The sequence below is a fragment of the Ruegeria sp. ABV3_008 genome, assembly GCF_056161185.1.
This window is the reverse complement of sequence record NZ_JBSWYP010000002.1, coordinates 214,714-239,114: the sequence shown is the minus strand read 5'-3', so window position 1 is coordinate 239,114 and position 24,401 is coordinate 214,714. Positions and strand designations below refer to the sequence as shown.

Below are 24,401 nucleotides of genomic sequence, written 5' to 3'. Positions count from 1 at the left end.
ATCATAGAACCGCTTCGGCGCGGACGGAAGACTGAGCTTAACTTTTTGGGCGTGCGGCCTTTTCGGCGATACCGCTAAGGCCCTGACGCCGCGCCAACTCCGACAGCACATCGTCCAGCGCAACGTCGCGCGCGGCCAGCATGACCAGAAGGTGATACAGCACGTCGGCGGCCTCGGCCGTTAGCCCGTCCTTGTCGTTCTTGACGGCTTCGATGATGGCCTCAACAGCCTCCTCGCCGAATTTCTCTGCGCATTTCTCTGGGCCCTTGGCCAGCAGCTTTGCTGTCCAGCTGTTCTCCGGGTCCGCCCCTTTGCGCGCCTCGATTGTGGCGGCCAGATCGTGCAGAATGCTCATGTCAGCCTCATCGGGATACCGGCGGCGGCCATGTGTTCCTTGGCCTCGCGGATGGTGTATTCACCAAAATGGAAGATCGAGGCCGCAAGTACGGCGCTCGCCCCGCCCTCGGTGACGCCTTCGACCAGATGGTCCAGATTGCCAACCCCACCCGATGCGATCACAGGCACATCCACCGCGTCGCTGATTGCGCGGGTTAGCGGCAGGTTGAACCCTGACTTGGTTCCGTCCCGATCCATCGAGGTCAGCAGGATTTCTCCAGCACCTTTGGCAACCACGGTTTTCGCGAACTCGACCGCGTCGATGCCGGTGGGTTTGCGGCCGCCATGGGTGAAGATCTCCCATTTTCCGGGGCTGACGGTTTTGGCGTCGATGGCGCAGACGATGCATTGGCTGCCGAACTGGTCTGCCGCCTCGGCAATGACATCCGGGTTGGCGACAGCGGCCGAATTGAAGCTGACCTTGTCCGCTCCCGCCAGCAGCAAGGCGCGCACGTCATCCTTGGTACGCACGCCACCACCTACTGTCAGAGGAACAAAGCACTGCTCGGCCGTGCGCTGAACCACGTCGAACATGGTGCCGCGGTTTTCATGCGTGGCGTGGATATCGAGAAAACAGATCTCGTCCGCGCCGGCGGCGTCATAAGCCTTGGCCGATTCCACCGGATCGCCCGCGTCGCGCAGACCCACGAAATTGACGCCCTTGACCACGCGGCCATCGGCGACATCCAGACAAGGAATGATACGGGTTTTCAGCATTCGCTTTCCTTTGTTGCCCGCACCCTTACCGGCAAAGCCCCGCCGATGCCAGACTTGTGATTGTCACCCCTCTCAAACCTGTGAAAACTGTTCCCAAATTCATCAGGAGATCAATAAGATGCGAAACCTTATTCTGACCACCACTTTCCTTTTTGCAGGAGCAGTTGCCGCAATGGCTGACGATATCATTAAAGTAGAAACCACAAAATCTGTTCCCGAGGCGCTGGACGCCCTCGAAGCCGCTGTGGGCAACGCGGGAGCGACCGTATTTGCACGCATTGACCACGCAGCGGGGGCCGAAAAGGTCGGCACGCCGATTCCGCCCAATCAGGTGCTTATCTTCGGCAACCCCGCGCTGGGGACACCTGCTATGCAGATCGACCCGCGTGCGGGCCTGTTCCTGCCGTTGAAAGTGCAGGCCTATGAGGATGCGAACGGGCAGGTCTGGCTGGCCTATGAAGACCCGAAAGAGACGATGGATGAACTTGACGAGGTCGAAAACTCGCCCGTGATCGAGAAAATGCGCGGTGCGTTGAAGAAACTGACCTCGGCTGCCGCGCAGTAGGACATTTAGTTCAAGGCGCGAATGGCCTCGGCCAGGTCAATCGCGCCATCATACAGCGCCCTTCCCGAGATCGCGCCGTTCAGCTCAACTCCGCAATCGCGCAGGGCGATGAGATCGTTCAATGAGCTGACGCCACCCGAGGCAATGACCGGAATGGAGACGGCTTGGGCCAGTGCGGCTGTGGCTTCGATATTCGGGCCCTGCATTGCGCCGTCGCGGTTGATGTCGGTATAGATGATCGCCGCAACGCCAGCATCTTCGAAACTGCGGGCCAGATCGGTGACCTGCACGTCAGTTTCCTCGGCCCAGCCTTTGGTGGCAACCATGCCGTTTCGGGCGTCGATACCCACTGCGACCTTACCGGGGAAGGCTTTTGCGGCCTCACGCACCAGATTGGGGTTTTCGACAGCAACGGTGCCAAGAATGACCCGCGCCAAACCCTTTTCGATCCAAGTCTCGATGGTGGCCATGTCCCGGATACCGCCGCCCAACTGGGCGGGCACGTCGCAGGCCTTCAGGATCGCCTCGACCGGAGCGGCGTTGACCGGCTCGCCCGCGAAGGCACCGTTCAAGTCGACAAGGTGCAGCCACTCACATCCTGCATCAACAAAGGCACGGGCCTGCGCGGCCGGGTCTTCATTGAAAACGGTGGCTTTGTCCATTTCACCGCGCAGCAGGCGAACAGCGTTGCCGTCTTTCAGGTCGATGGCGGGATACAGGATCATGTCGGGCGGCCTTATCTGAATGTTACACGGGCGGCGTATCGCACAAGCGGGTTAGCGACGCAAAGTCAATCTTGCCCGAAGCCCGACACCGGGCCAGAGTGAACCCAAATCAGGGAGGTTATCATGAAGAAACTTGCACTTTCGATTGCTTTTGCATCGCTGGCCACAGGCGCGATGGCGGCAGATCCGGCGGATGGGCTGTGGAAAACACAACCCGGCGACACAGGTGGGTACCTGCACGTGTCGATCAGCGAATGCGGCAGCGCAATTTGCGGCACTATCGACAGCGCATTTGACGGCAATGGCGACCAGATACTGGACTATGAAAACCTGGGCAAACAGATCATCTGGGACATGGTTGCAGAAGGCAGTGGCAGCTATGACAACGGCAAGATCTGGGCCCCCGATCGCGACAAGACCTACAACTCCAAAATGACACTGGACAGCCAGAACCAGCTCACGGTCAAAGGCTGTGTCGCAGGCGGATTGGTCTGCCGGGGGCAGACCTGGACTCGCATTCAGTAACGCCCTACGGCGCCCAAGTCAGGAAGTTGCCGATCATACGCAGGCCAACATCCTGGCTTTTCTCGGGGTGAAATTGCATCCCAAGCATCGTGTCGCGGCCAATCACGGCCGTGACATCCTGCCCATAGTCCACATAAGCCAACCGCTGCGCCGGATCCGCGACGCGAAAATGGTAGGAATGGACGAAATAGACGTGATCGCCTGATTTCACACCGTTAAACACCGGGTGATCGCTATCCAGAACCAGATCGTTCCAGCCCATATGCGGCACCTTGAGCGAAGCGTCAGAAGGCTCGATCCGCAGCACGTCCCCAGCCACCCAATCCAGACCATCGGTTTCGGTATATTCATGGCCTTTTGAGGCCATCAACTGCATCCCAACGCAGATTCCAAGGAAGGGGCGACCTTTCTGTTCAACCGCCTCAACCATCGCATCATAGATGCCCTTGTGTCCACGCAGCTCGGCGGCGCAGGCTGGGAAGGCTCCGTCCCCGGGTAGCACCAGCCGGTCCGCGCGCGCGACGACATCCGCGTCCGAGGTCACAACGACCTCCCCCGCGTCCAGCTCTTTCGCCATACGCTGAAAGGCTTTTTCGGCCGAGTGCAGGTTGCCGCTCTCGTAGTCGATGATCGCGGTGAGCATTTGAGTCCTTTCTGTGCGCAACTTGTCCGAAAACCGGTGCCCACTTTTCGGGTTACGCTTACAACGCGCCCTTCGTTGACGGAATCGCATCCGCCTTGCGCGGGTCGGTTTCAACCGCATCCCGCAGGGCGCGGGCAACGGCCTTAAAGGCAGCCTCAGCAATGTGGTGGCTGTTGAAACCGTGCAGCTGATCAATGTGCAGCGTGATGCCGCCATGGGTGCTGAGCGCCTGAAAGAACTCGCGCACCAGCTCGGTGTCGAAGGTGCCGATCTTCTGGGTCGGCAGGTCCACGTTCCAGATCAGGAACGGGCGCGCAGACAGATCCAGCGCACAACGCACCTGAGCGTCGTCCATAGGCAAGTGACACTCGCCATAGCGGCGGATGCCCTTCTTGTCGCCCAATGCCTGCGTCAGAGCCTGGCCCAGCGCGATGCCGGTGTCTTCGACCGTGTGGTGGTCGTCGATGTGATAGTCGCCCTTGGCGCTGATCGTCATGTCGATCAGCGAATGACGCGCCAACTGATCCAGCATGTGGTCAAAGAAGCCGACGCCGGTCTGGTTGTCATACTGGCCGGTGCCGTCCAGATTGACCTCGACCGAGATCTCGGTCTCGGCGGTCTGACGGCTGATCTTTGCGCTGCGCATGGGCGAATTCCTTTTGCTTCGAGGGAGCTTATAGACGGGGTTGGGCGGGTTGATCCAGTGCCCGCAGCGCAATCGCTTCAAACTGTTGCAGGGGATTGCACACAGGTCCGGGCCGTGCCAGCCTGCCGGAAACTCAAGTCAGAAGGCCCGGCACATGTCCACCTGCGTTTTCATCCAGATCCGCTGCAAACCCGGTACCACCTACAAGGTCGCCGAAGAGATCGCCCTGCGCGAGATTCACTCGGAGCTTTATTCCACAAGCGGCGAATACGACCTGCTGTTGAAGCTCTATATCCCAGAGACTGAGGATGTGGGCCATTTCATCAACGAACACCTGCTGGTGATTCCAAACATCGAACGATCCTTGACCACGATGACGTTCAAGGCGTTCTAACATGAACCTAGATGCTGCAGAATCGGCCCGGTCGCGAAAGACATCCGGGCCAACGCAAAACGCTGATGCACCGCGTTCACGTCGAGATCGACCATTTGGGAAGGTTTGTATCTGGAGCGGGCGAGGCGATTCGAACGCCCGACCCTAACCTTGGCAAGGTTATGCTCTACCCCTGAGCTACGCCCGCATCAGATACATATGTTGGTCCGAAGACCTTAACTCAATGGAGCGGGCGAGGCGATTCGAACGCCCGACCCTAACCTTGGCAAGGTTATGCTCTACCCCTGAGCTACGCCCGCGCCGTTGAGTGAGGAGGGATGTATAAATTCCCGCGCGAGCCTGCAAGCGGAAAAAGACAAAAACCTGCAAAAATCTTTCGACGGAATTTCGGGGCTAAAGCGTTCAAGGGGTAATGAGGCTTACACGGCGAAGGGACGCGTGATGAAATCAAGGGCTTTGGCAGAAATAAAGACGGCACTGTTGGCGGCGCTGATTGTTTTCGCGGTATTGCTCTGCCCGCTCGAGGACGATCCGTTGGCCGAGGCCCCCTCCCCTATGTATGAGCAGCAGGTTTTGACTGGTTAGGCCATGTCGGGTTTTACAAACGGATACCGCATTCGGCTTAGTTGGCCTCTGCGGACAGGTGGGAAGTCTCGATTTCTTTGCGAAGACTTCACCAGCCGCCCAACGGCTTGCCAGTTACGGCATTTACCGATGAAGGCGCAGGATGTAACACCAGAGGAAGGAGCCCGGCAAAAACAGGACGAAGATGCAGGTTGTTATCCACGCAGGCGTGGCCTTTTCCGACAATGACCGGTTGATCGAAACCCTTATCGCGAACGCGTCGGTTCTGAACCAGCAGCGGGTCATCCCTCTGGACCTCGCGCAGGGGCGGCATTTTGTGAAAGTCGCCTCGGATTCCATGACAACCGGAGTACCTCTGCCAGATGTCTTGATGGGCTTGAACGAGGTTCTTCCCGACCGCACCACCTGTGATCGCGCCGTCCTATCCAGCGACAAGGTTTTTGGCCCAAGACGAGCCGCGATTCTGCACGGGCAGTTTTATCCAAATGCAGCCGAGCGGATTGCGTTCCTGGACCGTGTTCTAGAGGCGGATCAGATCGAGCTGTGTTTCGCTCTGGTGAACCCGGCCAGCTTCATCTCGAAACTGCTTATGTCACTGCCCGAAGAGCGGCGGCAAGCCGTTCTGGGGAACACCGACCTGAGCAGCCTGAACTGGCTGACCATGATCAACGACATGCGGGAAACGGCTCCGAACGTTCAGATCACGCTTTGGGCCAACGAGGACACTCCGCTTATCTGGGGCGATATCCTCAGAACGCTTGCGGGACTACCGGACAAGGCGGCCCTGCAACATGAATACGCGTTCCTTGCTTCGGTGCTAACAGACGCGGGCCGTGCAGAGCTGACGCAACTGCTGGAACAAATTGCCTGGCAGGATCGCGATATGCTGCGGGAAAGTCTGACCCATCTGTTTGATGAACATGCCGATCCCGCGCAGATCGAGGAAGAGCTTGAGATTCCGGGCTGGACTTCAGACGTTGTCAGCGCGTTTTCCGAGATCTACGAACAGGATCTCGCGGCACTACGCGCCATGCCGGGCGTGAGGGTGCTGCAGCCCTGACACGGGCTGCATCGCATTACATACCCAGCGCTTCCTTGTACATTTCAAGAACCGCCTCTTCTTCGGCGATATCATCTTTGTCGCGCTTGCGCAGAGCGACCAGTTTGCGCATGACCTTGGTGTCGTAACCGCGTGCTTTCGCTTCGGCCATGACCTCTTTCTGCTGCTCGGCCAGATCTTTCTTTTCGGCATCCAGACGCTCGATCCGTTCGATGAACTGGCGCAGCTCGCCTGCTGTCACGCGGTAGTTGGCGGCGGCCTGATCTTCGGTCATGTCTTCCATGTAGGTCTCTCCCAGAGGCTGAATTGCGATGCTGAGACATCGGGCATGGTGCCGGATACATCGCCGGTGCCCGGGTCGCAAGCACCCAATCCCATGGGCGGGCTTGTCGGCAGGCCCCTGATCCGCTAAGCGCAAAAACACGGCACCAGAAAAGGCAGGCAACCATGTTCGAAATCATTACCTGGGGCGGCGCCGCCCTGTCAGTGGCCGGTCTTGTCGGTCTGGTCTGGTGTATTCTGCGCGTTATGAAGGCCCGCAAGGCAGGCCTTTCAGATGACGAACTGCGCGCTGTTGTTCAGGGTGTTCTGCCCTGGAACCTGGGAGCATTGTTTCTGTCGGTCATGGGACTGATGCTGGTCATCCTGGGCATATCGCTGGGATAACCCGACCGATCAGATCGGCAAATTGTCAAACCGCGCTTCCATCGCGTCCTCGCACAGGGCCGCATCCAGATGGCGCATGCGCGACGGAACATGCATCCCTTGCTGACGCATGCGATCTACGATCTTGCTGAAACTGGGCTGCAGCGCCAATCGGGTATCCAGACACGCGTTCTGAAGTTTTTGCTCTAGCTCTTGCGCTTCGAAATAGAGGTTATCTGTCGTCATTGTGATCCTCCCAATTGTCAGTATCCCCGATATAGGTAACGCGGATACGACACGAAGATGCTACCGGAAACGATGGCGATTTATTGCCCGCTAAAATAGCCTGTTCGGCAAATCTGCGCGTCTGGGTTAAAGTTTAGGCAAATTTCATATGTCGTGCCTTGACGGACATCAAAAACCGAACTGACTCTTGTAACACATTCTGCTTTTCTTATATGTCGTCTTAGTGGAGGAAACCATGAAGCCAAAAGTGAAAGCGTTCTTCGACGACCAGACCTTTACGGTCTCGTACGTCGTCCACGAAGACAGCAGCCGCGCTTGTGCGATTATCGATAGCGTTCTGGATTTCGATCATGCCTCGGGCCGGACGGGGACAAGCTCTGCCGACCAGATCATCGCTTATGTACACGCCAAAGACCTCAAGACCGAGTGGATTTTGGAAAGCCATGTGCATGCAGACCACCTCTCGGCTGCGCCATATCTGCAGCAGGAACTGGGCGGCAAAATCGGGATCGGACATCACATCGTCGAGGTGCAGGAAACCTTTGGCAAAATCTTCAACGAAGGGACCGAGTTCCAGCGCGATGGCAGCCAGTTTGATGCCCTCTTCCGCGAGGGCGACAGTTTCCACATCGGACAGATGCGAGGCGATGTGCTGCACACACCAGGTCATACGCCGGCCTGCTTGACCTATGTGATCGGCGATGCCGCTTTTGTCGGCGACACCTTGTTCATGCCCGACTTCGGCACCGCACGATGCGATTTCCCGGGCGGCTCGTCCGAGACCCTTTTTGCTTCAATCCAGAAAATCCTGTCTCTGCCCGATGAGACCCGCATTTTTGTAGGGCACGACTACAAAGCTCCGGGCCGGGATGAGTATGCGTGGGAGACGACGGTGGGCGAGCAAAAAGCGCTGAACATCCATATCGGGCAAGGTCGCAGCATCGAAGAGTTTGTGGAAATGCGGGATGCGCGCGACGCGACACTCTCCAAACCCCGGCTGATTCTGCCGTCGCTTCAGGTCAATATGCGCGCGGGCCAGATGCCTCCGGCCGACGAACAGGGCGATGTTTTCCTGAAGTTGCCGATCAACAAGCTGTGACCCGCGCCAACAGTATAGGATGGACATAGAATGAACCCGGACTGGATATGGGGCCTTTGTGGCGGCATCCTGATTGGCTGCGGCGCTGCGCTTTACCTGCTTGGCAATGGCCGGATCATGGGGGCCAGTGGCATTCTGGGAGGTTTAATCGACGGCCCGGCGAGGCGCGAGAAACTGGTATTTGTCTTGGGGCTGATCGGTATGCCGCTGATCATGAGCCGTCTGATGAGCGAACAGCCTCAAACTCACCTGACAGAAAATCTGGGCCTTCTGGTCGTCGCCGGGTTGCTCGTTGGCATTGGCACGCGGCTGGCCAACGGTTGCACATCGGGTCATGGGGTCTGCGGCATCTCTCGGTTTTCTCTACGCGGGATTGTTGCGACTCTAATCTATATCGCTGCCGGAGCGGTGGTTTTGGCCCTGTTCCGCCACGGTTTGGGGGTGATCTGATGCGGCTGTTGATCGCTTTGGTATCAGGCGCGTTGTTTGGCGCGGGGCTGTTGCTGTCGGGGATGACGGACACCCAAAAGGTTCAGGGCTGGCTGGATATCTTCGGCGCATGGGACCCGACGCTGGCCTTCGTTATGGGAGGCGCGATTCTGCCCATGTTGGTCGCGTGGCGCATGACCAAGACCCGCCAACCTTTGACTGGCGGCACATTTCCCACCCCTGCCCGGCCCGAACTTGACCGAGGGTTGATCCTCGGCTCGGTCCTGTTTGGCGCAGGCTGGGGATTGGTCGGCCTATGCCCCGGCCCAGCCATGGCGGCACTGTCCTATGGCGGGACCAGCAGCGCCGTCTTTCTGGTTGCGATGGCGGCGGGGATGCGGTTGGCGCCGGGGCTGCGCGCGCAACTGGACAGGGCGGCCAACGCGGCCTAATCAATTGGCATGGAGATTCGACCAATAACCCCCCGCTACGCCGTGTCCCCGCAGATCACTGTCGAGGACGTGCCCGCCATTGCCGAGGCCGGCTTCGTCAAGGTTATCTGCAACCGACCCAATGCCGAAGTTCCCGAGATCATGCAATCGGATGCCATCGGAGACGCGGTCCGCGCAGCCGGGCTGGAATACGAGGTGCTGGAATTGACCCACCAGACCATGACACCCGAGAATGTCGCCCGGCAACGCAATATGGCCGAAAATAGCTCTGGCCCGGTTCTGGCATATTGCGCGTCCGGCACGCGTTGTTCGGTTGTTTGGGCTCTGGGTCAATGCGACCAGATGAGTACGGATGAGATTCTGACTGCCACCACCAATGCCGGGTATCAGTTGGAGCAGCTGCGCCCTACTCTGGATCAACTGCGCAACACGTCAGACTAGATCAGACTTCCCCATACTTCGGGCCATCGAGGCCCGCCAGTTGCGAGATTTCTGCAGCCATTCGATCGGGTTCAACAAGGCTCAGGTCGTCGTCGACCGGATCGGCAACCGAGGGGCTCGCGACCAGATCGAGAGGGTCGGACAGGATATCTACGCCTGTGTCAGCCATTTCGCCCCGGACATTGGCGAGGCGGCTTTCTATGAATTCGGCGGACTCCAAAGCATCCAGCGCGGGCAGCGGTACGTTTTCGTTCAGCCGAACGGCGCGCATCCCGCCCGACTGCCCCAGACGCCCGACCGAGGCGCGGGTGCGTTCGATCGTCAGAACCTCAGTCCGGTCCAATCGCGCGCCGGTCAGCGGCAACAGGCTGCCCACCTCAAGCGCGGATAGATGCGCCAAAGGCAACCTCATCCGGCACACCACGGCGTTCAGCTCGGCCCGGACAACGCCTGATGACTGCTCCAGCCGAGGGCCTGTGTCGACATCCAGCTCAACCTCAGCTTCGTCGGGCGCGGGCGGATCGGGCAGCACGATCGTGATCTGGCCCTGACGCAACCCACCTCCAAGTTCCACAGTCAGGTCAAAAACGCGGTAGCTATCTGCCACCAGCGACAAGTTCAGACCGCGCAAGTCCACCGCCCTTGAGGCATACTCATACCCAGTCAAACCCTGCTGATTTGCAGCATCGACCAGACCGACGGCACGGCGCAACGCATCCTCGACCAGTGGTGCGGCCATGGCGGCGTCCGTATCCGTAAAGCCCCGCTCGGCGGGCGCGTCCGGTGTAACCTCACCAATGGTTTGGGTCTGAACGATGGCCGAGACGCAGTTCAAATCCAGACAGGCCGCCGCCACCCCGTCGGGTCCCGAAAATTTCAACAACAACCAATCCTCGGCCAATGTGGCCGCAAGCCCGGCCTGCGCCCGATCTGCCTGTTTTGCCCCGATAACAGCCAACGGAAGGTTCAAACGCTCACCCGCGGCCCGCGCAAAGCCCAGACGCAACGCCCGCAGGATCGAGCGGGGTCGATCCCCCAGATCCCCCTGCCCCAATGACAATTTGCGCGCCAGAGCGGCGCCGGCCGTGTGTGCCATGGCTTCGGTACCATCCGATTTCTTGTCGTGAGTCTTGGTGTAACCCGGTAGAGGTTACAAACTTCTTTAAACCGAACTATTGCGCCGCTTGCCGGTAAGCCAAAGGCAGGCTGACGCGGAACGCCGCACCGCCCTGCCCCGGCAGATATGTGATATCGCCGCCCAAACGGTGCATGATCTCGCGGCAGATCGCCAAACCCAGCCCGGCGCCGCCGGCCTTGTCCCCTCCGACCCGGGCGAATTTCTCAAAGATCATCGACCGCGCCTCAGGCGGCACCCCGCTGCCATTGTCGATGAAGTCCACAACCAGCTGCCCGCCCACATCATGCGCCGAGATCGTCAGAACGGGCTCATCGGCATCACAGTATTTCCGCGCATTGGAGATGAGGTTGATAAACACCTGCCCCAAGCGGTCGAGATCAGTTTGCAAGGGGATACGCTCGGATGCCTTGCTGCGCCGCACAACCAGCCGCTGATCCGTGCCCGCCAGCGCGCTGGAGATCGACCGATCCAGAACCGAACGCAACGTATCATCGCCAAGGTTCAGCCTGACCTGTCCGTTCTCAAGAACGCTGAGGTCGAGCAGATCGTCCAGCAGACGTGTCAGGCGAAGCGCCTCGTCGTGAATGATTGCGGCATAGCGGGTCTGTTCTTCGTCGCTCAGCCCCTGGGTGTCGCGCATGATCTCGGAAAATGCCCGGATCGAGGTCATGGGCGTGCGCAATTCATGACTGACTTGGCTGAGGAAACTGTCTTTCTGCTCGGATATTTGGGTTAGCTTGGCGTTGGCATCGCGCAACTGGCGTGCCGTGCGACTAAGTTCGGCAGATTTCTCTTCCAACTGGCTGGAATACTCCAGCAATTGCGCAGATTCGTCGGCAACGGCCAGAAGGTCCTCAACCGAAACCGAGGCACCCCCCACGATCTGCCCGATCATCGCATGTGCCGTCGCCGCCCCTACTGAGCCGCTGAGCTCCCTCTCAAGCCGGGCCAGAAACCCGGGTGTCGGCTCGGGCAATGGTGAGCGCCCGCCCTGAAGCTCGGCCTCGCGCTGGAATAGTTCTTGGGCGGGCAATGTGCCCAGAATGCGCTGGGTCATGATCATCAGGTCTTCGCTTTGCGCAACCGACCCGGTCCAACCGCGCGGCGCGACCGAGTGGTCAAAGACATTGACGAATTGCGCGCCCTGAAGCCGCTCCAACGGGCTGGGAAAGCTCAGCAGGGACGCGACACAGAACACAACCGCATTCAGGGAAATTGACCACATCACGGAATGCACCATTGGGTCGATACCTTCGATCCCGAACAGTGCCTGAGGTCGCAGCCATGCAATACCAAATGGTCCGTTCAGCAACACACTCTCGGGCATCCACGCAGCCCCCATTCCGGGAAGAAGCAGCGTGTAGATCCACAGCACAAAACCCACGGTCAAACCTGCCAGGGCACCGGTTCTGGTGGCTCCGCGCCAGAACAATCCGCCGACCATCGCGGGCAGGATTTGCGAAATACCGCTAAAGGCCACCAACCCGATCGAGGCCAACGCCGCGCCGCCGCCAGACAGACTGTAGTAGAAATAGCCCAACGCCATGATTGCAGCGATCGAGATACGCCGCGCCATCAATACGATGTTGCGCACGTCACCGGGTACAGCCCCAACTCGCTCATGCGTGTTCAGCCAGATCGGCATCACGACGTGGTTTGACACCATCGTCGACAGCGCCATGGCCGTTACGATCACCATCGAAGTTGCTGACGAGAACCCCCCTATAAAAGACAGCATCGCCAAACCGTCCTTACCCTGCGACAACGGTACAGTCAGAACGAACAGATCCGGGTTGGACCCTTCCGGCAGCATATCAAGCCCGACGACGGCGATTGGGACAACAAACAGGCTCATCAACAGAAGATAGAGCGGAAAAGCCCAGGCGGCGGTGCGAAGATGGCCTTCGTCATCATTCTCAACCACCATCACCTGGAACATGCGCGGCAAGCACACAAAGGCGGCGGCGGACAAGAAAATAAAGGTCGTCCAGCGACCGGCATCCACTTGCCATTTACCAATTTCGGAGGCGTCGATCCGCTCCATCATCGGGCCAAAGCCACCGGCAACGCCCCAGACCACGAAGATACCGACAGCCACCAGCGCAAAAAGTTTGACCACCGACTCGACCGCAATGGCTGTGACCACACCGTGGTGGCGTTCATTGGCATCCAGATTGCGGGTGCCGAACAGGATCGCAAACATCGCCAGCCCAGCCGCCACCCAGAACACGCTGGAGCCTTCGCGATAGAGGCCCGAGGGGTCGGCCTCGGCAAAGATCGAGAAAGACAGGGTAATCGACTGCAATTGCAGCGCGATATAAGGCGTGCCGCCAATCACGGCCAAAATCGTGACGCACACAGCAAGCGTGTTCGACTTACCATAGCGCGAAGACAACAGGTCCGCGATCGAGGTTACGCGCTGGCTGCGTCCGACGCGCACCAGTTTGCGTAGCCCCCACCACCAACTGATCATCACCAAAGTCGGCCCGAGGTAGATTGTCACGAACTCCAAACCCGACCGCGCCGCATTGCCGACCGCGCCGTAAAAGGTCCAAGCCGTGCAGTAGATCGACAGGGACAGCGTGTAGATCAAAGGGGAGCGCAGCCATTTGCCCCGTCCGGCCGCCGCCATCCTGTCTGCGGCAAATGCCACGCCGAACAGCAGAACGACATAGCCCAGACAGACCAGAATGAGGACGTTCAGCGTTGCCATCAGCCCGCGTCCGACTCAGAGCTGTCATCCGCGCCGGTGCGCCGGGCGACGAAGCCAAAAATCAGGCTGATCAGAATCAGACCGATCCAACAGGCGAAGATGTAGAAGATCGCCGACGACAGAGGCACACCGCCAGATTCAGAATCGGCAGCTGGCCACAGCAGCGGCAAGACCAGCAGCGCACCGCCCAGAAATGGCAATAGCCGAGCCGAATCCGCCAACCTGCGCCGACGATAGCTTTGCCGTTCCAGAAACAAAGAGGGCCGCGCACCGCGCGACGTGCGGTCCTGACCCTCGGGCGACGTCATAACTGCGTCGCCTGCGCATGCAGATCGCGTACAGCGGTCAGCACCTCGGCGTTGGAAAACGGTTTGGTCATGAAGCGGCTGACGCCCGCATTCTCGGCCATCTCACGATCTCTGGACTGCCCGCGCGCAGTCAGCATCAAAACCGGCAGGTCCTTCATGTCTTCCAAGGCGCGCAGATCGCGCAGAATGTCCATCCCACTCTTGCCCGGCAGCATTACGTCCAGAATCACCAGATCAGGCTGCGCGCCCTGAATGACCTGAAGCGCATCCGCACCATCGCCATGTGTCTCGACCTGCCACCCCTCGCGAGTCAGCAAGAACCGGATGGCCTCGGCGATGTTGGGCTCATCCTCAATTAACAGAACCTTACGGCTCATTTGTGTATATCCTCCCGATGACTGGCCTCCACCCCGGAACCGGTCTTCGCCAGACTAAGCGGTTGTTCGGGAACCTGTCAAAAGCCTTCGCTGAGAATTGACGGCTCGCGACGAGAACCGCAATCACCGCTTGGGCAAATCCGGCAGCTTGGCCCGACCCGTGTCGCCTCTGGGTTCGGTTCGACTACGACCAGCGGCCGTATCAGCATGGCTGCGCGATACGAAGGTTCCTGATCGTATCCGGACACGCCGTGCGGCCAGGCATAGGCGTGACATTCGAACATTGCGGCGGCACGCCCCTGCTGCGCGACCTGCCGTCTGATCGGAACCAGAGGCCGGTTCAGCGCAGAAAATAACGGCCAATGCGGACATGCCTCGCCGTGGCGTGGCAGTGACAGGCCGGGGACAGGCTTCAGAAACAGGATACTGCCCGAGCCGTCGCAGATCACCAGCCCTACTGGGCGGCTCAACACCCCTTCGGGCAGACTCGCGAGGCGTCGGAACACTGTCGGTAGATCGACCGAGAATCGCTGCGCGAGTTCCAAAGGGTTCGGATCACCATCTGCCAGCGTGATTTTTAGGGCATCAAGCGGCATGGCCTTGGCATCAGCCTCACTCTGCTTAAGCCATTCCCCTGCAAGGTTACGTGCAGCCGAGGTATTCAAGCCCTCTAGATCAATAACCTCTGCCCCTTGCCCGGCGTCGAGTTCTGGAAAGCTATAGCCGCGCGCTTCAAGAAACACCTCAACCTCTTCCAGCGGTGCGCCACGCGGGTCTTTCGACTTGTCGCTTTCGTCCAGGTAGGTCACCAGCGCTTTAGAGCTGTCGGCCAGTCGTTCGGCATCCTGATGAAGGTTCTGGTGAAACCGATCCTGCCACTCGGCGTCGATATCCTGCGGGTCTGCCAGAATCGCTGCTGTCGACCGAATCGCCGCTGCAGTCGACAGCACTTCGTGCATTGAGGCTGCCAGATGCGGGTCATGGGTCAACCGATCCGAAAGCGTTGCAACCGTCCGTTCCAGCGACACCACACGACGATGCATCTGCGCCAAAACCCCGGACCAACCGGGAAAGCGGCCTGCGAATTCCTCAAGCGTATCAATCTCGGCTTGCTGGCCCACCGCATCGGCCGCCGCTTCGCGCAAAGCCGATATCAAGGTTGCTTCGATCCCTTGCGTCAACACGGATGGCTCAACCGCCAGCGCCCCAGCGATATCGACCAGCAATTTGCCCCCAATCCGGCGGCGGTTGTGTTCGATCAGGTTCAGATAAGAGGCCGAGATCCCCACCTGACGCGCAAGCTCTGCCTGCCTCAGACCCGCGATCTGCCGTCTTTCGCGGATCCGGCTACCGGTCAGCAAATCCCGCATGATCAAGGTCCTCAGTCACGTTTAGTTATCTTCGGTTGGCCGTTTTTTCAGTTTATCCTATCATTTTCGTGATGTTATGCATCACTTTTCAGGTTGAGTTGACAAGATTGACAACTTCCGGTCCTCCGCCGCATCACCAGACGCGCTTCGCCCCTTCTCATTTCCTGCATTTACCGCCACCATATGGGTATGAGCGATCCAGCTTTTGAATATGCACCCATCGGCCTTGTCGAATTGGAAAACCGCATCATTCGACGGTGCAATTTGCAATTTGCGCGCACCTTTGGCGGGGATGAAGCCGAATACAACAACATGCCCTTGCTGCATCTTTACCCCTCGGTCGCGGATTGGGAGAGAATCGGGCAACGAAGCCTGCAGGTGATGCGCGATACCGGCTACTACACCGATGAACGGGTGATGCGCCGCCGGAACGGAGACCTGTTCTGGTGCCGCGCGCGTGGACGCTCGCTTACACCTGATGATCCGTTTCGCCATGGAATCTGGAGCTTTTCCGACATCTCGGAGGAGCGGCCGCTGGTGGAACTGACCGTGCGCGAGCGCGAAGTGGCGATCCTATCTTGCCGCGGCCTGTCTGCTAAGGAAATCGGGATGGAACTGGGCCTGAGCTACCGCACGATCGAGGCCTACCGCGCCCGGCTGCTAGAAAAATTCGGCGCCCGCAAACTGCCGGAACTGGTTGCAAAGCTCTCTGGTATGCCCCTGTAGGCACAACTGCCCGTCACAAACCATCCAAACCCCCTATTTTCAGGCATAAACGGCGCTTTCCATGGCTGCTCGCTTGGCTTATAACGCTGCGTAATCAGATCGAAGCCCGCGTAGATACAGACGGGCCAAAGGGGAACCTTCGAGGATACTCATGACAGATACCAAACACGAAGCGGATGTGGCGTTCATCAAAGCCTTGGCCGAACTGCTGCGCGAAAATGACCTGACCGAGTTGCAGGTCAAACGCGAATATGGCGAGGAAGACAGCCTGAACGTACGCGTCAGTCGCGCAACGCAAGCCGTTGCCGCTCCGGTTCAGGTCGCCGTTCCGGCCGCAGCCGCAGCTGCAGTCGCCGCCGCGCCGGCCCCTGCAGCAGCCCCCTCAGCCCCGGCCGCAGACGTGGAAGACCCGGCCAGCCATCCCGGCGCTGTGACCTCGCCCATGGTCGGCACGGTCTACATGCAGCCCGAGCCCGGCGCACCCTCTTTCGTTTCGGTCGGTTCGTCTGTTTCGGAAGGAGACACGCTGCTGATCGTCGAAGCGATGAAAACCATGAACCACATCCACGCGCCCAAATCGGGCACCGTGAAACGCATTCTGGTCGGCGATGGCGACGCTGTGGAATTCGGCACCCCTCTGGTCATCATCGAGTAAGGCGGGCCCATGTTCGACAAGATCCTGATTGCCAACCGAGGCGAGATCGCCCTGCGCGTCATCCGCGCCGCGCGCGAGATGGGGATTAAGACGGTCGCCGTCCATTCCACCGCCGACAGCGACGCGATGCATGTGCGCATGGCGGACGAATCGGTCTGCATTGGCCCCCCGCCCAGCCCGCAAAGCTATCTGTCCGTCCCCGCCATTATCTCGGCCTGTGAGATCACCGGCGCGCAGGCGATCCATCCCGGCTATGGCTTCCTATCCGAGAATGCCGAGTTCGTGCAGATCGTCGAAGACCACGACATCTCCTTCATCGGCCCCACCGCGGAACATATCCGTGTCATGGGTGACAAGATCACCGCCAAGGACACGATGAAGGCGCTGGGTGTGCCATGTGTGCCCGGCTCCGACGGTGGCGTTCCAACGTTGGAAGACGCCAGGCGTATCGGTGAGGAATTCGGCTATCCTGTTATCATCAAAGCCACCGCCGGTGGCGGCGGTCGCGGCATGAAAGTCGCGATGAGCGCGGATGAGATGGAAAGCGCCTTCATGACCGCGCGGGCCGAGGGCAAGGCCGCTTTTGGCAACGATGAGGTCTATATCGAGAAGTACCTCACCACACCGCGCCATATAGAGATTCAGGTCTTCGGTGACGGCAAAGGCAACGCGGTCCATCTGGGCGAGCGCGACTGTTCGCTTCAGCGTCGTCACCAGAAAGTGTTCGAAGAGGCCCCCGGTCCCTGCATCACCCCCGAAGAACGCGCCAAGATCGGCAAAATCTGCGCCGACGCGGTGGCCAAGATAAACTATATCGGCGCGGGCACCATCGAGTTCCTTTACGAAAAAGGCGAGTTCTATTTCATCGAGATGAACACCCGCCTGCAGGTGGAACACCCGGTGACCGAGGGCATCTTCGGCGTCGATCTGGTGCGCGAACAAATCCGCGTGGCCTCAGGCTTGTCGATGTCGTTCGGACAGGATGACCTTGAGATCAATGGTCACGCCATCGAGGTTCGGATCAACGCAGAAAAGCTGCCCAACTTCTCGCCCTGCCCCGGTAAGATCAGCGCGTATCACGCACCTGGTGGCCTGGGCGTGCGGATGGATTCGGCGCTTTACGATGGTTATTCAATCCCGCCCTATTACGACTCGCTGATTGCCAAGCTGATCGTTCAGGGCCGCGACCGCGCCGAGGCTCTGGCCCGCCTGGAACGCGCCTTGGGTGAGTTGATCGTTGACGGTATCGACACCACAGTGCCTCTGTTCCACGCGCTGTTGCAGGAGCCGGACATCCATAGCGGCGACTACAATATCCACTGGCTGGAGCATTGGCTTGCGGAGAATATGGCCGACTAACCCCACAGGGCCGGTTGGCATGCGCCGCCCGGCCCTTGGATGTTCCTCATGAGCCTGTCACCAGAACTTTTGCTGCATGGCTATTCGATCGGCATCTTCCCGATGGCCGAGCATCGCGATGACCCGGACCTGTTCTGGGTCGACCCCAAATTCCGCGGGGTTTTCCCGCTGGACGGTTTCCACATCTCGCGCAGCCTTGCAAGGCGGATACGGAGATGCGGCTTTTCCATCTCGATCAATCAGGATTTTGAAGGCGTCGTCGATGGGTGTGCCGATCGTGCGGACACATGGATTAACGCCGAGCTGCGCGACCTGTATCGACAGGTGTACAACGCAGGCCAAGCACATTCTCTGGAAGTATGGGAAGATGACCAGCTTGTCGGAGGCGTTTTCGGAGTGGTTCTGGGCGCGGCGTTCTTTGGTGAGAGCATGTTCTCACGTCGCACCGACGCCTCGAAAATTGCGCTTGCTTATCTGGTGGACCGCCTGCGACAGACCGGTTTTCAGCTGTTCGATACACAGTTTCTGACCGCCCATCTAGCCTCACTCGGCGCGATCGAAATCCCTCGCAGTGACTACAGAAAAGCGCTGGAAGAAGCGATTGGCGATAGCGCTGACTTTGCAGCTGAGGTGCCTCAGTCCGCCGATGGGGTGATACAGCGGATCACCCAAACGTCATAACGCGAATGATCCAAGGCGTTCAGTGCCGGAGAGGTCGCGATCATCCAGCCGTCAAACAACTGCTCCGCCTTGCCCTGTTCCCAGATTGTCAGGAAGGCAAAGGCATCCCCGGTCGGGTTGTCGACGGGATAGCGGCAATCCCCCAAAGCGACATCCAGACCAAAGATGGCCTGTGTCTGACCAGTCTGCAGCTCAACATCCACGGTCTGACCGTTGACCTTATCCAAGCCGCGCAACATCGCTCCGGGTCCGGACTGAACCGTTTGCTGAGCTGTCGCGGATGTCGCGGCCAGCGCCAACACAAATGCCAAAGCGCGCATCATTCGCTGCCGTCTCCGGCGACGAACTTCACCAGCAACGAGATCAGGCTGACCGCGCCCTGCGTATCTTCGATCTGATCGCCGGGCTCAAAATAGAACGGAGAACCGCCGGGCATCACCTCAACAAAATTGCCCCCCAATAAGCCTTCGGAGGAAATCACGATGGCACTGTCATCGGGCACGAGAACACCATCCGCGACCGAAAAAGTCGTATCAGCGCGGTAGGTCTCAGGGTTCAGGGTCACGTCGGTAACGGTCCCGATTTTGACACCCGCAAGGCGCACATCCGTGCCGACGTTGACCCCTTCCAGCGACCGGAAGGACGCGCCCATCTCATATCCGGCACTGCCTTGCGACAGGCCGGTGGATTGGCTGGCATAAACACCAAACGCGACGGCGCCGGCCAAGACGGCACCGCCGACGAATACTTCGGTCCAGTTGTGGGTCGACATTGCTCGCCTCGTCTTATTCCGGGCTCCAGGCCTCGTAGTCCTTACGCTCAACAGGCTCTGCCCGGCGCAACGACCCTGCAGGGGTGTAAGCAAGCGCGGTACCTGTTAGGTTCTCCTGATGGGGTTTTTCCCAAGCCTTATGAGCCAGCGGTTTGTCTGTAGGCGGCTCATCCCAGGTGCGGTGAAGCCACCCATGCCAATCGGGATCAACCCTGCTGGCTTCGGCTTCACCATTGAAAATCACCCAGCGTTTGCTGTCATCGGCGGTTCTATAGAAGACGTTGCCTTCATTGTCCTCGCCAACTTTAACACCTTTACGAGCAGTGAAAATCTGTGTGTTCAGGGTTGCCCCGTTCCACCAGGTTACAGCCCGCAAAAGAGTGTTCAGGATGCCCATGATCTGCCTCCGGCAATTCGGTCCTGAGAAGGTATGACCCAAAGGCGCGCCAAGGTCCAGTACCCGCCGCGTGACTGCGTCACTGCGGCAATAAAGCGGTCACTTCAATTTCGATCCGGTATTTGGGGTCGATCAAACCGCATTCAATCATCGTCGCGGCTGGAGGATTGGCTCCAAAAACCTCGGATAACACGGGCCAGCAAGGCTCGAACTCGGTCCGGTCGGGCAGCATGTAGGTCACACGAACAACATCGGCGAAACCTGCGCCAGCCTCTACCAATGCTTTCCCAATGACGTCCAAGGCTGATCTGCATTGATCTACAACGCTCTCACCCTGTCCAACAGTGCCGGAAACGTGAACCCACCCTCCGGCCACCACGGCGCGGCAATAGCCCACCTTGCCTTCAAATTCACCACCTGAAGAGATACGCTTGATTGCGGTCACGGCTCATTTCTCCGAGTATTTGAATGTCATGAGATTTTGCGAGGCTCTGCCTCGCGCTCCGGGATATTTTTGGCCAGATGAAGTAAAGGATCCCCTGTTAATCTGGCTGGAAATACCTCGCGGGAGGCGCCTGAAGGGCGGCGGGGGCAGCGCCCCCTTACCCCTTAACCAGCTGACGCAGATTCCGGCACGGCATCCGCATAGATGATCAAGGGCTGCGATTCAGAGGTCACGGCTTCTTCATTTACCACCACTTCGGTCACATTTTTGAGGCCCGGAAGTTCGAACATCGTATCCAGCAGGATATCTTCGAGGATCGAACGCAGCCCCCGAGCGCCGGTTTTACGCTCGATCGCTTTCTTAGCGATCGATTTCAGCGCCTCATCGGTAAAGGACAGTTCCGCGTCCTCCAGCTCGAACAAACGCTGGTATTGTTTGACCAGAGCATTCTTGGGTTTGGTCAGGATGGTGACCAGAGCGTCCTCGTCCAGATCCTCCAACGTCGCCAGAACCGGCAGACGACCGACGAATTCCGGGATCAACCCGAATTTCAACAAATCTTCCGGCTCGAGGTCCTGGAAGATTTCGCCAACGCCACGCTCGTCATTGTCGCGTACGTCAGCGCCAAAGCCCATTGCCGAGCCTTTGCCGCGCTGCGCGATGATCCTATCCAGACCGGCAAACGCGCCGCCACAGATGAACAGGATATTAGTGGTGTCCACCTGCAGGAACTCCTGCTGCGGATGTTTACGTCCACCCTGAGGTGGAACCGAGGCGACGGTGCCTTCCATCAGTTTCAGCAGCGCCTGCTGAACACCCTCACCCGAGACGTCACGAGTGATCGATGGGTTTTCAGACTTGCGCGTAATCTTGTCGACTTCGTCGATGTAAACGATGCCACGCTGCGCGCGTTCGACATTGTATTCGCTGGCCTGAAGCAGCTTCAGGATGATGTTCTCAACATCCTCACCCACATAGCCAGCTTCGGTCAGCGTTGTTGCATCGGCCATAGTGAACGGCACATCCAGAATACGCGCCAGCGTCTGGGCCAGCAGCGTCTTGCCGCAACCGGTCGGACCGATCAGCAGGATGTTCGACTTGGCCAGTTCAATATCGCTGCCCGCTTTCTGGGCGTGGTTCAGACGTTTGTAGTGGTTATGGACCGCAACCGACAAAACCCGCTTGGCGGTGGCCTGACCGATCACGTAATCGTCCAGAACCTCGCAGATATCCTTGGGTGTCGGTACCCCGTCCGAGGACTTCAGACCGCTGGCCTTTGTTTCCTCGCGAATGATGTCCATGCACAGCTCGACGCATTCATCACAGATGAAAACGGTCGGGCCTGCGATCAGCTTGCGCACCTCATGCTGGCTTTTTCCACAAAAGCTGCAGTAGAGCGTGTTTTTGCCGTCACCGCCTGAATTCGTCGCCATGATCTACCTTTCGGGCTTCGTCTCTGCGCCCCTACCTTTGGGGCGCGCTTGCGCATGTTCGTGCAGCTTAGGCCAGCGCTCTGGCGGCTACAATCTCAAAATGGGCCCGCACTTGGCGCGCGGGACGCGTTTCTTAGGCCTCTTCCGTGTCCATCTTGGCACGGTTTTCGACGATCTCGTCGATGTGACCCCAATCCTTGGCCTCTTCGGGACTCATGAAATTGTCACGATCCAGAGCCTTTTCAACGGACTTCTTGGTCTGACCGGTGTGACGTACGTAGATGTCATACAAGCGATCTTTCAGCTTCTGTGTCTCGGCGGCATGGATCATGATATCGCTGGCCTGACCCTGATATCCGCCGCTGGGCTGGTGAACCATGATCCGGCTGTTGGGCAACGAAAAGCGCATGCCCGTCTCACCGCCAGCCAGCAGAACCGAGCCCATTGAGGCCGCCTGACCGATGACCAATGTGGAACATTTAGGCTTGATGTACTGCATTGTGTCGTAAATCGACAAACCGCTGGTCACCACGCCGCCGGGCGAGTTGATGTAGATCGATATTTCCTTGTTCGGGTTTTCCGCCTCAAGATGCAGCAACTGCGCGACGATCAAATGGCTCATCCCGTCGTGAATCGGACCGTTGATGAAGATGATCCGCTCTTTGAGCAGGCGCGAGAAAATGTCATAGGCGCGCTCCCCCCGGCTGGTCTGCTCAACGACCATGGGCACGAGCGTATTCATATAGGTATCTACTGGATCGAACATTCGGAACCTGCCTGCTTTGCTATGGATCGGGACATTATCCCAACAAGAGTTACCCGAGTCTTAGTGTCGCCACTGGGGGGCTGCAAGGGGGGCCGACAAGAACGACCTTGCAAACTGTTCGCAAGATACGGCGGCCCTTGTCTTCGGCTCCCACCACACAGGGGCCGAAAACGGCGCTTTTTTGTTCACCGCTACTCTGATCACAGTATTTTGATGCGTGCATATGGGCGTAAAAGTGCAAAACAAGTAAATTGGATGTACTTATCCGGAAAGCAGTATATGGCTGGCTCCACCCACAGCGGGATAGTAAGGAACAAAGTTTAGATGGCACTCCCCCAAGTAACCCAGGACACCCCTTCAGCAGAGCTTGACGACATGGTCGAAAACGCGGCTAGGGCGGCGAATTTTCTGAAGGCAATTAGCCACGAAGGGCGTCTTATGATCCTGTGCCATCTGGCGTCGGGCGAGAAATCTGTTACCGAGCTTGAGACCTTGTTGTCCGCACGCCAGGCCGCCGTGTCGCAGCAATTGTCGCGCTTGCGGCTGGAGGGGCTGGTGACGCCCCGCCGCGACGGCAAAGCGATCTATTACCGACTGGCCGATGACAAGCCCCGTCGGATGCTGGAAACCGTCTATGAGCTGTTCTGCAGCGAAAACACAGGGCACTAACAGTTTGCCCGGCAGGCCGGAGACGTAGACCCAGCGCGACCCCCGGTAAACCGCAAAAGTGCTAGCCTCCTCAGTAAGATACTGCTACCGAAGGCCTAATCGAGCATGAAGGAGAAAAACATGATCCGCGCAATTCTGATTGGCCTGAGCCTGTTTGCACTGACCGCCTGCGAAACCGCCAAAGGCGCGGGCAAAGACATCGAAAAAGCGGGCGATGCGATCCAAAACGCAGCCTCGGACGTGCAGGAAAACCTCTGATTTACGCCTTCATCTTGCGGATCGCAGGATGACGCACGCAATATGTTGTTGATGCCGTAGGTTGAACTGGCTATTATGCAAGGACAGGTGCATAGACGCGGCATTGCATCGTCTGACGTTAATACGGGGCTCTTTTGCACATGCGAAAGAGCCCCGTTCCCATTCTGACGAGGGGTGGGTGGTAGCCTGCATGAAGCCAGCAAGGGAAAAGGCGTCAGGTGCGCAGACGCGGTCTTTGCATGCGCCCTTGCGGGCAACCCCTGACGCCTTACCCGGACGAAGTTTGTCCTAAGACCACTTCGATCCAGTTGCCCCGGCCCCCGAGGGAACCGCAGCCGCCGCCACAAACTCGAAAGTCGCCGCGACGCACAAAGCCCATTTGAGAAGATGATCCGTCGACCCAAGACACGAAGCCCTAACTCGATGCACCACCCACTGGTAAGCCCTTGCAAAAAAACGTCAATCCTAAGATCAAACTTCCCTGCGTAGACCCCCTTGGCCTTTGCATCCCGCCTTCTGATCCGAGGAACTCCAGCGGTAATACCAATCTTGCATTGCACCCGTAATCGGGCAAGAAAATAGCACTGCAGCATGGAAATCAGACGGGGATAAGTTGTTGATATCTGCCGGGAGGGTATTGTGGATAACTCCGGATTTCTCGAAAACCACGCAGGGTTAGAATTGCAAAACTCTTTTCGCCAAACTCTGACCGGAATATTGCGATTTGCTGCAGGTGCAAACGGCAACCTACGACAAACTGATCGCA

34 protein-coding genes and 2 tRNA genes are annotated in these 24,401 nt (G+C 58.6%); 16 read left to right on the top strand and 20 right to left on the bottom strand.

Annotation, left to right across the window (positions count from 1 at the left end; genetic code table 11):
• Positions 1–37: 37 nt before the first annotated feature.
• Positions 38–355 (bottom strand): phosphoribosyl-ATP diphosphatase, encoded by a 318-nt coding sequence (locus tag ACXAH8_RS05365; RefSeq protein ID WP_475216659.1) that lies wholly within the window; start codon positions 353–355, stop codon positions 38–40.
• The gene (hisF, locus tag ACXAH8_RS05360; RefSeq protein WP_170460845.1) at positions 352–1,113 is read right to left on the bottom strand and encodes an imidazole glycerol phosphate synthase subunit HisF; all 762 of its coding nucleotides are present in this window, start codon (positions 1,111–1,113) and stop codon (positions 352–354) included. Before hisF ends, ACXAH8_RS05365 begins: the two co-directional genes overlap by 4 nt.
• 118 nt (positions 1,114–1,231) lie before the next feature.
• On the opposite strand from hisF, the gene ACXAH8_RS05355 reads away from it, so the two are divergent.
• Positions 1,232–1,678, top strand: coding sequence for a DUF302 domain-containing protein (locus tag ACXAH8_RS05355; protein WP_475216657.1), 447 nt, complete (start codon positions 1,232–1,234; stop codon positions 1,676–1,678).
• A 5-nt stretch (positions 1,679–1,683) separates the two neighbouring features.
• Here ACXAH8_RS05355 and hisA read toward each other — a convergent pair whose 3' ends face one another.
• Positions 1,684–2,403 (bottom strand): 1-(5-phosphoribosyl)-5-[(5-phosphoribosylamino)methylideneamino]imidazole-4-carboxamide isomerase, encoded by a 720-nt coding sequence (hisA, locus tag ACXAH8_RS05350; protein WP_475216655.1) that lies wholly within the window; start codon positions 2,401–2,403, stop codon positions 1,684–1,686.
• Positions 2,404–2,526: 123 nt separating this feature from the next.
• On the opposite strand from hisA, the gene ACXAH8_RS05345 reads away from it, so the two are divergent.
• Positions 2,527–2,928, top strand: a complete 402-nt coding sequence (locus ACXAH8_RS05345) for a DUF2147 domain-containing protein (RefSeq protein ID WP_170374923.1) — start codon at positions 2,527–2,529, stop codon at positions 2,926–2,928.
• Between the two features lie 4 nt (positions 2,929–2,932).
• On the opposite strand, the gene hisH is transcribed toward ACXAH8_RS05345, so the two are convergent.
• Both hisH and hisB read right to left on the bottom strand, forming a co-directional pair.
• Complete coding sequence (gene hisH, locus ACXAH8_RS05340) at positions 2,933–3,571, bottom strand: imidazole glycerol phosphate synthase subunit HisH (RefSeq protein ID WP_475216654.1); 639 nt, start codon at positions 3,569–3,571, stop codon at positions 2,933–2,935.
• A gap of 58 nt (positions 3,572–3,629) precedes the next feature.
• A complete protein-coding gene (gene hisB / locus ACXAH8_RS05335) occupies positions 3,630–4,217 on the bottom strand; it encodes an imidazoleglycerol-phosphate dehydratase HisB (RefSeq protein WP_170460832.1) in 588 nt (195 codons plus the stop codon).
• Between the two features lie 154 nt (positions 4,218–4,371).
• Between hisB and ACXAH8_RS05330 the strand changes: the two genes are divergently transcribed.
• Positions 4,372–4,611, top strand: a complete 240-nt coding sequence (locus ACXAH8_RS05330; protein WP_050602861.1) for an Lrp/AsnC family transcriptional regulator — start codon at positions 4,372–4,374, stop codon at positions 4,609–4,611.
• Positions 4,612–4,723: 112 nt separating this feature from the next.
• Here ACXAH8_RS05330 and ACXAH8_RS05325 read toward each other — a convergent pair.
• Positions 4,724–4,798, bottom strand: a tRNA-Gly gene (locus tag ACXAH8_RS05325).
• A gap of 37 nt (positions 4,799–4,835) precedes the next feature.
• Positions 4,836–4,910 (bottom strand) — tRNA-Gly (locus ACXAH8_RS05320).
• 4 nt (positions 4,911–4,914) lie between these two features.
• Here ACXAH8_RS05320 and ACXAH8_RS05315 point away from each other — a divergent pair.
• Together ACXAH8_RS05315 and ACXAH8_RS05310 are read left to right on the top strand one after the other, a co-directional pair.
• Positions 4,915–5,196 carry a hypothetical protein gene (locus ACXAH8_RS05315; protein WP_475216651.1) on the top strand — a complete coding sequence of 94 codons (282 nt, stop codon included), beginning with the start codon at positions 4,915–4,917 and terminating at the stop codon, positions 5,194–5,196.
• A 184-nt stretch (positions 5,197–5,380) separates the two neighbouring features.
• Positions 5,381–6,256 carry a hypothetical protein gene (locus ACXAH8_RS05310; protein ID WP_475216649.1) on the top strand — a complete coding sequence of 292 codons (876 nt, stop codon included), beginning with the start codon at positions 5,381–5,383 and terminating at the stop codon, positions 6,254–6,256.
• A gap of 16 nt (positions 6,257–6,272) precedes the next feature.
• Here ACXAH8_RS05310 and ACXAH8_RS05305 read toward each other — a convergent pair whose 3' ends face one another.
• Positions 6,273–6,539, bottom strand: coding sequence for a DUF2312 domain-containing protein (locus ACXAH8_RS05305; RefSeq protein WP_170374913.1), 267 nt, complete (start codon positions 6,537–6,539; stop codon positions 6,273–6,275).
• 164 nt (positions 6,540–6,703) lie between these two features.
• On the opposite strand from ACXAH8_RS05305, the gene ACXAH8_RS05300 reads away from it, so the two are divergent.
• Entirely contained in the window at positions 6,704–6,922 is a 219-nt protein-coding gene (locus ACXAH8_RS05300; RefSeq protein ID WP_170374911.1) for a hypothetical protein, read from the top strand.
• A 9-nt stretch (positions 6,923–6,931) separates the two neighbouring features.
• On the opposite strand, the gene ACXAH8_RS05295 is transcribed toward ACXAH8_RS05300, so the two are convergent.
• A complete protein-coding gene (locus ACXAH8_RS05295) occupies positions 6,932–7,147 on the bottom strand; it encodes a hypothetical protein (RefSeq protein ID WP_170374909.1) in 216 nt (71 codons plus the stop codon).
• Positions 7,148–7,382: 235 nt separating this feature from the next.
• Here ACXAH8_RS05295 and ACXAH8_RS05290 point away from each other — a divergent pair, with 235 nt between their 5' ends.
• The 4 genes from ACXAH8_RS05290 to ACXAH8_RS05275 are packed head-to-tail and all read left to right on the top strand — an operon-like array spanning position 7,383 to position 9,568.
• Positions 7,383–8,246: an MBL fold metallo-hydrolase gene (locus ACXAH8_RS05290; protein ID WP_170374907.1), complete on the top strand. Its 864-nt coding sequence runs from the start codon at positions 7,383–7,385 to the stop codon at positions 8,244–8,246.
• A gap of 30 nt (positions 8,247–8,276) precedes the next feature.
• Positions 8,277–8,696 (top strand): YeeE/YedE family protein, encoded by a 420-nt coding sequence (locus ACXAH8_RS05285; RefSeq protein ID WP_170468083.1) that lies wholly within the window; start codon positions 8,277–8,279, stop codon positions 8,694–8,696.
• Positions 8,696–9,127: a DUF6691 family protein gene (locus ACXAH8_RS05280; protein WP_475216645.1), complete on the top strand. Its 432-nt coding sequence runs from the start codon at positions 8,696–8,698 to the stop codon at positions 9,125–9,127. The genes ACXAH8_RS05285 and ACXAH8_RS05280 overlap by 1 nt, the downstream gene beginning before the upstream one ends.
• A 9-nt stretch (positions 9,128–9,136) precedes the next feature.
• Complete coding sequence (locus tag ACXAH8_RS05275) at positions 9,137–9,568, top strand: TIGR01244 family sulfur transferase (RefSeq protein WP_170374901.1); 432 nt, start codon at positions 9,137–9,139, stop codon at positions 9,566–9,568.
• 1 nt (position 9,569) lies between these two features.
• On the opposite strand, the gene ACXAH8_RS05270 is transcribed toward ACXAH8_RS05275, so the two are convergent.
• The 5 genes from ACXAH8_RS05270 to ACXAH8_RS05250 form a co-directional block, all read right to left on the bottom strand.
• Positions 9,570–10,664, bottom strand: a complete 1,095-nt coding sequence (locus ACXAH8_RS05270) for a FliM/FliN family flagellar motor C-terminal domain-containing protein (RefSeq protein WP_475216642.1) — start codon at positions 10,662–10,664, stop codon at positions 9,570–9,572.
• Positions 10,665–10,740: 76 nt separating this feature from the next.
• A complete protein-coding gene (locus ACXAH8_RS05265; protein WP_475216640.1) occupies positions 10,741–13,419 on the bottom strand; it encodes an ATP-binding protein in 2,679 nt (892 codons plus the stop codon).
• The gene (locus ACXAH8_RS05260) at positions 13,419–13,727 is read right to left on the bottom strand and encodes a hypothetical protein (RefSeq protein ID WP_475216638.1); all 309 of its coding nucleotides are present in this window, start codon (positions 13,725–13,727) and stop codon (positions 13,419–13,421) included. Before ACXAH8_RS05260 ends, ACXAH8_RS05265 begins: the two co-directional genes overlap by 1 nt.
• Positions 13,724–14,104, bottom strand: a complete 381-nt coding sequence (locus ACXAH8_RS05255) for a response regulator transcription factor (protein ID WP_475216634.1) — start codon at positions 14,102–14,104, stop codon at positions 13,724–13,726. The genes ACXAH8_RS05260 and ACXAH8_RS05255 overlap by 4 nt, the downstream gene beginning before the upstream one ends.
• A 77-nt stretch (positions 14,105–14,181) precedes the next feature.
• Positions 14,182–15,474: a helix-turn-helix domain-containing protein gene (locus ACXAH8_RS05250; protein ID WP_475216632.1), complete on the bottom strand. Its 1,293-nt coding sequence runs from the start codon at positions 15,472–15,474 to the stop codon at positions 14,182–14,184.
• 189 nt (positions 15,475–15,663) lie between these two features.
• On the opposite strand from ACXAH8_RS05250, the gene ACXAH8_RS05245 reads away from it, so the two are divergent.
• The 4 genes from ACXAH8_RS05245 to aat all read left to right on the top strand — a co-directional run bounded on the left by ACXAH8_RS05245 (position 15,664) and on the right by aat (position 18,895).
• Complete coding sequence (locus tag ACXAH8_RS05245; protein WP_170460784.1) at positions 15,664–16,200, top strand: LuxR C-terminal-related transcriptional regulator; 537 nt, start codon at positions 15,664–15,666, stop codon at positions 16,198–16,200.
• A gap of 151 nt (positions 16,201–16,351) precedes the next feature.
• On the top strand, positions 16,352–16,855 hold the full coding sequence (accB, locus tag ACXAH8_RS05240) for an acetyl-CoA carboxylase biotin carboxyl carrier protein (protein ID WP_475216629.1): 504 nt from the start codon (positions 16,352–16,354) through the stop codon (positions 16,853–16,855).
• A 9-nt stretch (positions 16,856–16,864) separates the two neighbouring features.
• The gene (gene accC / locus ACXAH8_RS05235; RefSeq protein WP_475216628.1) at positions 16,865–18,214 is read left to right on the top strand and encodes an acetyl-CoA carboxylase biotin carboxylase subunit; all 1,350 of its coding nucleotides are present in this window, start codon (positions 16,865–16,867) and stop codon (positions 18,212–18,214) included.
• 48 nt (positions 18,215–18,262) lie between these two features.
• The gene (aat, locus tag ACXAH8_RS05230) at positions 18,263–18,895 is read left to right on the top strand and encodes a leucyl/phenylalanyl-tRNA--protein transferase (protein WP_170554070.1); all 633 of its coding nucleotides are present in this window, start codon (positions 18,263–18,265) and stop codon (positions 18,893–18,895) included.
• Here the strand turns inward: aat and ACXAH8_RS05225 are convergent.
• The 6 genes from ACXAH8_RS05225 to ACXAH8_RS05200 form a co-directional block, all read right to left on the bottom strand.
• Entirely contained in the window at positions 18,850–19,218 is a 369-nt protein-coding gene (locus ACXAH8_RS05225) for a DUF2155 domain-containing protein (RefSeq protein WP_475216625.1), read from the bottom strand. The genes aat and ACXAH8_RS05225 overlap by 46 nt on opposite strands.
• Positions 19,215–19,667 carry an outer membrane lipid asymmetry maintenance protein MlaD gene (gene mlaD, locus ACXAH8_RS05220; RefSeq protein ID WP_475216623.1) on the bottom strand — a complete coding sequence of 151 codons (453 nt, stop codon included), beginning with the start codon at positions 19,665–19,667 and terminating at the stop codon, positions 19,215–19,217. The genes ACXAH8_RS05225 and mlaD overlap by 4 nt, the downstream gene beginning before the upstream one ends.
• Before the next feature lie 13 nt (positions 19,668–19,680).
• A complete protein-coding gene (locus ACXAH8_RS05215; RefSeq protein WP_170460766.1) occupies positions 19,681–20,064 on the bottom strand; it encodes an NADH:ubiquinone oxidoreductase subunit NDUFA12 in 384 nt (127 codons plus the stop codon).
• 79 nt (positions 20,065–20,143) lie between these two features.
• Positions 20,144–20,509, bottom strand: coding sequence for a RidA family protein (locus tag ACXAH8_RS05210; protein ID WP_170637307.1), 366 nt, complete (start codon positions 20,507–20,509; stop codon positions 20,144–20,146).
• A 164-nt stretch (positions 20,510–20,673) separates the two neighbouring features.
• Entirely contained in the window at positions 20,674–21,942 is a 1,269-nt protein-coding gene (clpX, locus tag ACXAH8_RS05205) for an ATP-dependent Clp protease ATP-binding subunit ClpX (RefSeq protein WP_475216621.1), read from the bottom strand.
• A 133-nt stretch (positions 21,943–22,075) separates the two neighbouring features.
• The gene (locus ACXAH8_RS05200; RefSeq protein ID WP_170468115.1) at positions 22,076–22,708 is read right to left on the bottom strand and encodes an ATP-dependent Clp protease proteolytic subunit; all 633 of its coding nucleotides are present in this window, start codon (positions 22,706–22,708) and stop codon (positions 22,076–22,078) included.
• A 324-nt stretch (positions 22,709–23,032) separates the two neighbouring features.
• On the opposite strand from ACXAH8_RS05200, the gene ACXAH8_RS05195 reads away from it, so the two are divergent.
• Together ACXAH8_RS05195 and ACXAH8_RS05190 are read left to right on the top strand one after the other, a co-directional pair.
• The gene (locus ACXAH8_RS05195) at positions 23,033–23,377 is read left to right on the top strand and encodes an ArsR/SmtB family transcription factor (RefSeq protein WP_475216618.1); all 345 of its coding nucleotides are present in this window, start codon (positions 23,033–23,035) and stop codon (positions 23,375–23,377) included.
• 120 nt (positions 23,378–23,497) lie between these two features.
• Positions 23,498–23,635: an entericidin A/B family lipoprotein gene (locus ACXAH8_RS05190; protein ID WP_170374868.1), complete on the top strand. Its 138-nt coding sequence runs from the start codon at positions 23,498–23,500 to the stop codon at positions 23,633–23,635.
• Positions 23,636–24,401 lie beyond the last annotated feature (766 nt).

Coding starts and splice junctions, on each gene's coding strand:
- ACXAH8_RS05365 (WP_475216659.1), bottom strand. CDS start 355: ATGAGCATTCTGCACGATCTGGCCGCCACAATCGAGGCGCGCAAAGGG.
- hisF (WP_170460845.1), bottom strand. CDS start 1,113: ATGCTGAAAACCCGTATCATTCCTTGTCTGGATGTCGCCGATGGCCGC.
- ACXAH8_RS05355 (WP_475216657.1), top strand. CDS start 1,232: ATGCGAAACCTTATTCTGACCACCACTTTCCTTTTTGCAGGAGCAGTT.
- hisA (WP_475216655.1), bottom strand. CDS start 2,403: ATGATCCTGTATCCCGCCATCGACCTGAAAGACGGCAACGCTGTTCGC.
- ACXAH8_RS05345 (WP_170374923.1), top strand. CDS start 2,527: ATGAAGAAACTTGCACTTTCGATTGCTTTTGCATCGCTGGCCACAGGC.
- hisH (WP_475216654.1), bottom strand. CDS start 3,571: ATGCTCACCGCGATCATCGACTACGAGAGCGGCAACCTGCACTCGGCC.
- hisB (WP_170460832.1), bottom strand. CDS start 4,217: ATGCGCAGCGCAAAGATCAGCCGTCAGACCGCCGAGACCGAGATCTCG.
- ACXAH8_RS05330 (WP_050602861.1), top strand. CDS start 4,372: ATGTCCACCTGCGTTTTCATCCAGATCCGCTGCAAACCCGGTACCACC.
- ACXAH8_RS05310 (WP_475216649.1), top strand. CDS start 5,381: ATGCAGGTTGTTATCCACGCAGGCGTGGCCTTTTCCGACAATGACCGG.
- ACXAH8_RS05305 (WP_170374913.1), bottom strand. CDS start 6,539: ATGGAAGACATGACCGAAGATCAGGCCGCCGCCAACTACCGCGTGACA.
- ACXAH8_RS05300 (WP_170374911.1), top strand. CDS start 6,704: ATGTTCGAAATCATTACCTGGGGCGGCGCCGCCCTGTCAGTGGCCGGT.
- ACXAH8_RS05295 (WP_170374909.1), bottom strand. CDS start 7,147: ATGACGACAGATAACCTCTATTTCGAAGCGCAAGAGCTAGAGCAAAAA.
- ACXAH8_RS05290 (WP_170374907.1), top strand. CDS start 7,383: ATGAAGCCAAAAGTGAAAGCGTTCTTCGACGACCAGACCTTTACGGTC.
- ACXAH8_RS05285 (WP_170468083.1), top strand. CDS start 8,277: ATGAACCCGGACTGGATATGGGGCCTTTGTGGCGGCATCCTGATTGGC.
- ACXAH8_RS05280 (WP_475216645.1), top strand. CDS start 8,696: ATGCGGCTGTTGATCGCTTTGGTATCAGGCGCGTTGTTTGGCGCGGGG.
- ACXAH8_RS05275 (WP_170374901.1), top strand. CDS start 9,137: ATGGAGATTCGACCAATAACCCCCCGCTACGCCGTGTCCCCGCAGATC.
- ACXAH8_RS05270 (WP_475216642.1), bottom strand. CDS start 10,664: ATGGCACACACGGCCGGCGCCGCTCTGGCGCGCAAATTGTCATTGGGG.
- ACXAH8_RS05265 (WP_475216640.1), bottom strand. CDS start 13,419: ATGGCAACGCTGAACGTCCTCATTCTGGTCTGTCTGGGCTATGTCGTT.
- ACXAH8_RS05260 (WP_475216638.1), bottom strand. CDS start 13,727: ATGACGTCGCCCGAGGGTCAGGACCGCACGTCGCGCGGTGCGCGGCCC.
- ACXAH8_RS05255 (WP_475216634.1), bottom strand. CDS start 14,104: ATGAGCCGTAAGGTTCTGTTAATTGAGGATGAGCCCAACATCGCCGAG.
- ACXAH8_RS05250 (WP_475216632.1), bottom strand. CDS start 15,474: ATGCGGGATTTGCTGACCGGTAGCCGGATCCGCGAAAGACGGCAGATC.
- ACXAH8_RS05245 (WP_170460784.1), top strand. CDS start 15,664: ATGAGCGATCCAGCTTTTGAATATGCACCCATCGGCCTTGTCGAATTG.
- accB (WP_475216629.1), top strand. CDS start 16,352: ATGACAGATACCAAACACGAAGCGGATGTGGCGTTCATCAAAGCCTTG.
- accC (WP_475216628.1), top strand. CDS start 16,865: ATGTTCGACAAGATCCTGATTGCCAACCGAGGCGAGATCGCCCTGCGC.
- aat (WP_170554070.1), top strand. CDS start 18,263: ATGAGCCTGTCACCAGAACTTTTGCTGCATGGCTATTCGATCGGCATC.
- ACXAH8_RS05225 (WP_475216625.1), bottom strand. CDS start 19,218: ATGATGCGCGCTTTGGCATTTGTGTTGGCGCTGGCCGCGACATCCGCG.
- mlaD (WP_475216623.1), bottom strand. CDS start 19,667: ATGTCGACCCACAACTGGACCGAAGTATTCGTCGGCGGTGCCGTCTTG.
- ACXAH8_RS05215 (WP_170460766.1), bottom strand. CDS start 20,064: ATGGGCATCCTGAACACTCTTTTGCGGGCTGTAACCTGGTGGAACGGG.
- clpX (WP_475216621.1), bottom strand. CDS start 21,942: ATGGCGACGAATTCAGGCGGTGACGGCAAAAACACGCTCTACTGCAGC.
- ACXAH8_RS05200 (WP_170468115.1), bottom strand. CDS start 22,708: ATGTTCGATCCAGTAGATACCTATATGAATACGCTCGTGCCCATGGTC.
- ACXAH8_RS05195 (WP_475216618.1), top strand. CDS start 23,033: ATGGCACTCCCCCAAGTAACCCAGGACACCCCTTCAGCAGAGCTTGAC.
- ACXAH8_RS05190 (WP_170374868.1), top strand. CDS start 23,498: ATGATCCGCGCAATTCTGATTGGCCTGAGCCTGTTTGCACTGACCGCC.